General features: G+C 66.6%; 2 protein-coding genes. Both read right to left on the reverse strand.

Annotation, left to right across the window (positions count from 1 at the left end):
• On the reverse strand, positions 1-2,735 hold a 2,735-nt coding region (locus IF803_RS42235; RefSeq protein WP_461196130.1), incomplete at its 3' end, for a YadA family autotransporter adhesin.
• Between the two features lie 336 nt (positions 2,736-3,071).
• A complete protein-coding gene (locus tag IF803_RS42240; protein WP_461196131.1) occupies positions 3,072-3,710 on the reverse strand; it encodes a helix-turn-helix transcriptional regulator in 639 nt (212 codons plus the stop codon).
• Between the last annotated feature and the right edge of the window lie 155 nt (positions 3,711-3,865).

A 3,865-nucleotide genomic window follows, 5' to 3' on the forward strand; every position in this document is an offset into this window, starting at 1 on the left:
GCGTCGCTGTCTTGGGTGCCGTCGGCCACATTGGTGATCTGCCGGTAGCTCGTCGCGTTGCCGACCGACACCGCGCCGAGCAGCGCGAGGTCGGTGGTGTTGTAGGGAATGATGGTGCCGCCGATCGTGCCGGACGCCGGCGCGAGCGCGCGGTTGGAGATCGACCCCGAGCCGATCGCGACGCCGCCATCCACCGATGCCTGGGTGTTGAAGCCGAGTGCAGTGGAGTTCGTCGCAGTTGCCGAGGCGGCAACGCCCGCCGCCATCGAGTTGGTCCCGGTCGCACCGTTATTGGTGTAGTTGGCCTGCTGGGTGCCACCGTCGTTGACGGCATAGTAGTGCGGCAGGCCGTTGCTGACGACGGTCGAGAGGCTGTCGATCGCCGAGGTGGCGGCGAACAGCTGCGAGCCATTGATCGCATCGGTCGAGCCGTTGCTGACCCGCCCCGCCGCGACATTGGTGATGGTGCGCTCATTGCCGACCGAGCCGACGCTGACCGTCGAGGTCGGTGTCGTTCCGGCGAAGCTGTAGGTGTTGCCGCCAATGACGATGCTGGCGGTTTGAACCGCCGCGCCGGTCTGGCTGCCCGAGCCGAGCGCGATGTCGTTGGCGTTGGCGGCGTTGGCGCCGTTGCCGATCGACACCGAGCCGCCGCCGGTTGCGGTCGACACCGGTCCGATCGCAACCGAATCGGTGCCCACCGCGGAGGAATCCGCCAGCGTCGAATTGGCGTGGAAATACTTGATGCCGCCGCCGGTGTTGATGTTGTTGACGGTGGTGGCGAGGCCGTCGACCGCCTGGTTGGTGGCCCAGAGCTGCGAGCCGTTGATCGCATCCGTCGAAGAGTTGCTGATCCGACCCGCCGCGACATTGGTGATGGTGCGCTCGGCGCCGAGCGCGCCGACGCTGACGGTCGAGGTCGCCGTCGTCCCCGCGAAGCTGTAGGTGGTGCCGTTGATCACCGTGTTCGGCGTGTTGACGGCGGCAGCGGTGACGCTTCCGGAGCCGAGCGCGACATCGCCGGAGCTTGCCGCCGCGGTGGCGCCGTTGCCCAGTGCGACATTGCCCGCAAGACCGGCGGCGCCCGCCGTGGAGCCGTTGCCGAGCGCGACCGAGCCCTGCCCGATCGCCTTGTTGTTGTTGCCGATCGCAACCGCGCCGTTGGCCTGGTTGGCGGCGGTGGCGGTGGCGGTGCCGTCACTGTTGGCGATATTGTTCGCGCCGCCGGTGAAGGCGCCGGTGCCGCTGGCATAGCTGGGATCGCCGATCGCCACGGCGCCGTTGCCAAAGGCGGTGTTGTTCGCGCCGATGGACACGGCCTGCCCGCCGGAAGCCGTCGCATTGGTGCCCACGGCGACAGCATTGGCGGAACTGGCCGCGGCATTGTTGCCGACGGCGATGGCGCTCGTGGCCGACGCATTGGCGCCGATGCCGAGTGCGGTACTGGCGATTCCGCTGGCGCTGGCGCTGACGCCGGCCGCAAGAGAATTGTCTCCTGTCGCGTGCGCTCCAGACCCGAATGAGGAGGCGTTTTGGCCGCTGGCAACGGCTGTGTTGCCAACCGCAGTGCTGGCGGCGGCACTCGCATTTGAGGCAGTGCCGATCGCCAGCGAACTTGTGCCGGCGGCACTGGCCCCAACGCCGGTCGCGAGCGAATTGATGCCGGCGGAGGCCGCGTTGTTGCCGATCGCGATGCCGCCCGTCGCTGCACTGTTGACGACCGCGCCCGACCCGATCGCGACCGAGCCCCCGGTGCTGAGCGCCTGCGCTTGATTGCCCACAGCCACGGCAAAATCTGCGGCTGCGTTGCTGGAGCTGCCTCCGGCGAATGAGTTGATCCCCGACGCGGTCGCCTGCTTGCCAAGCGCAGTCGCACTGTCCGCCGAGGCAACGGATGCCCAGCCTCCGGCCCACGAATAGTTGCCGCTCGCCAAGGAGCTGACGCCGACCGCGGTAGCATTGCCTCCGGTGGCATTGGCGAAGGTGCCCAAGGCGCTGGTGCCGGCGCCTGTGGCGATGGCTTGAACGCCGAGCGCGACCGAGTTGACGCCACTCGAGACCGTGCCCTGGCCCAGCGCCATCGCGCCGCCAGTGCCCGTCGCCTTCGCGTTCAGGCCAAGAGCCACCGAGTACTGCGCTGACGCAACGGATGAACGCCCAACCGCAATCGCGTCGACCTGAGATGCTGTCACGTCCGTGCCGATGCCGATGGCACTCGTAGCAAGCGCACCGGTTCCCGCGGCCGTGCGCGAGCCGAGATAGAGCGAATTTAGCTGTGAAGCGATCGACTGAAAACCGATCGCGATGGCGTTCTGGGCGCCCGCGCTGGTGCCGGTGCCCTGGGCAACGGCATCCAAGCCGGCCGCGTTTGCTCCACTTCCGATCGCGATGGCGCGCAGGCCGCTGGCTGACGAATTGGTATCGATCGCTACGGAATCGGTGCCGGTCGCACTTCCACCACCGAGCTGCACGCTTCCCGCGCTCGCGGCCGAGGCGGTCAGCACCGCGACGGCTAACGCGAGTGCCGTCGCGACGGCCGACCCGCCGATTCCCAGTGACCCGAGGCTTAAGCGATCCCGCTTCACGCCAAGGACACGGTGCGCCTGACGCAGCACGGCCAGCAGCCGTCGCCGCAGCGAAGTGCTGCCCGCATCGCCCGATGCGACCCAGCTCCGGACGAAGCCGGCGCGCCCTCGACGCTTCAGCGATTTTGTTGAGTTGTGTGCGACAGCCATGGTGCGCCCCTTTCGCGACATCTGGTCCAGACGCCGGAGGCGACGCGCCATGGACCGGGCCGACGCGCGGGCCCGCCGGCCGCACGCGCGAAAAAATAACGATGATCGTGCACACGATCATCGTCCCGTCCTGGCCAACGATGTGTCGAATTCAACGAGCGCATCTTGCCACCCAGCGCTCGCTCGACTGCCCCATCAATGTGCCCCGAGTCGTCATGTTGCAAAATGATAGACACAATTTTGCCAGCGTCACTCAGCAGGCCGTCCAAATAACACGCAGATCGTCTCACAAGTTGAAGGATTCGCTCGATGCACCATGAGTTGTTTTCATACACCTCAACCGGTAGTTGATCGGCGGCGCATGCGTTCGCGCATCTCGCGCGGGCTGACGCCGAATTCGCGGCGGAAGGCGCGGGTGAAATCGGACGCCAGCTTGAAGCCGTGGCGATAGGCGATCTCCTGCACCTGCCTCTCGGCGGACGAGACAAGTTCAGCATGCGCCGCGCGCAGCCGCTTGCGCAGGATGTAGCCGGCAACGCCGCCGACGCTCTCGAATGCACGGTAGAGGGCAGAACGCGAGATCCGCAATTGCTGCGCAATGCGGTCCGGCGTCAGGTCGAAGTCGGCGAGATGCGACTCTATATAAAGACGCGCACGCTCGAACAGCACCGACTCGATGGCGCCGCGCGCCTGCTCCAGTCGATCCGAGGAGAGCTGGATGCACGCGGCGATCATCTGCGCGGTCGCCCGCCCCGCCTGCCTCAACTCCTCCGAGGACATGAAGGTGATGCGCGTTTCGAGGCGGTCGAAATAATCGGCCAACAATTCGATCAGATTGCCTTCGAGTAGAATATTGCAGACACCGTCGAGCCGATCGGCCACATCGGCGAACGACTGGCGCGGCAAGCCCAGCACCAGGCCGTCATAGTCCGTGATGCTGCCGCGGAAATCCTCATCGAGCGAGATCAGGAACATGGCGCCCGGCCCGGCGTGAATCCGCCGGTCTGCGGTCTCGAAGCGGGCTTCGCCGGAGCGCACCCGGTACAGCCACCAGATATCGACGGGCGTGCCATGCGACGGTTTGATGACACGGGCGAATGATTGCGCGGCGAATCGCCCCGACGTGAAGA

The organism is Bradyrhizobium sp. UFLA06-06, assembly GCF_054820065.1.

Excerpts from the sequence above, each read along its gene's own strand:
- IF803_RS42240 (WP_461196131.1), bottom strand. The coding sequence starts at position 3,710 with ATGTTCCTGATCTCGCTCGATGAGGATTTCCGCGGCAGCATCACGGAC.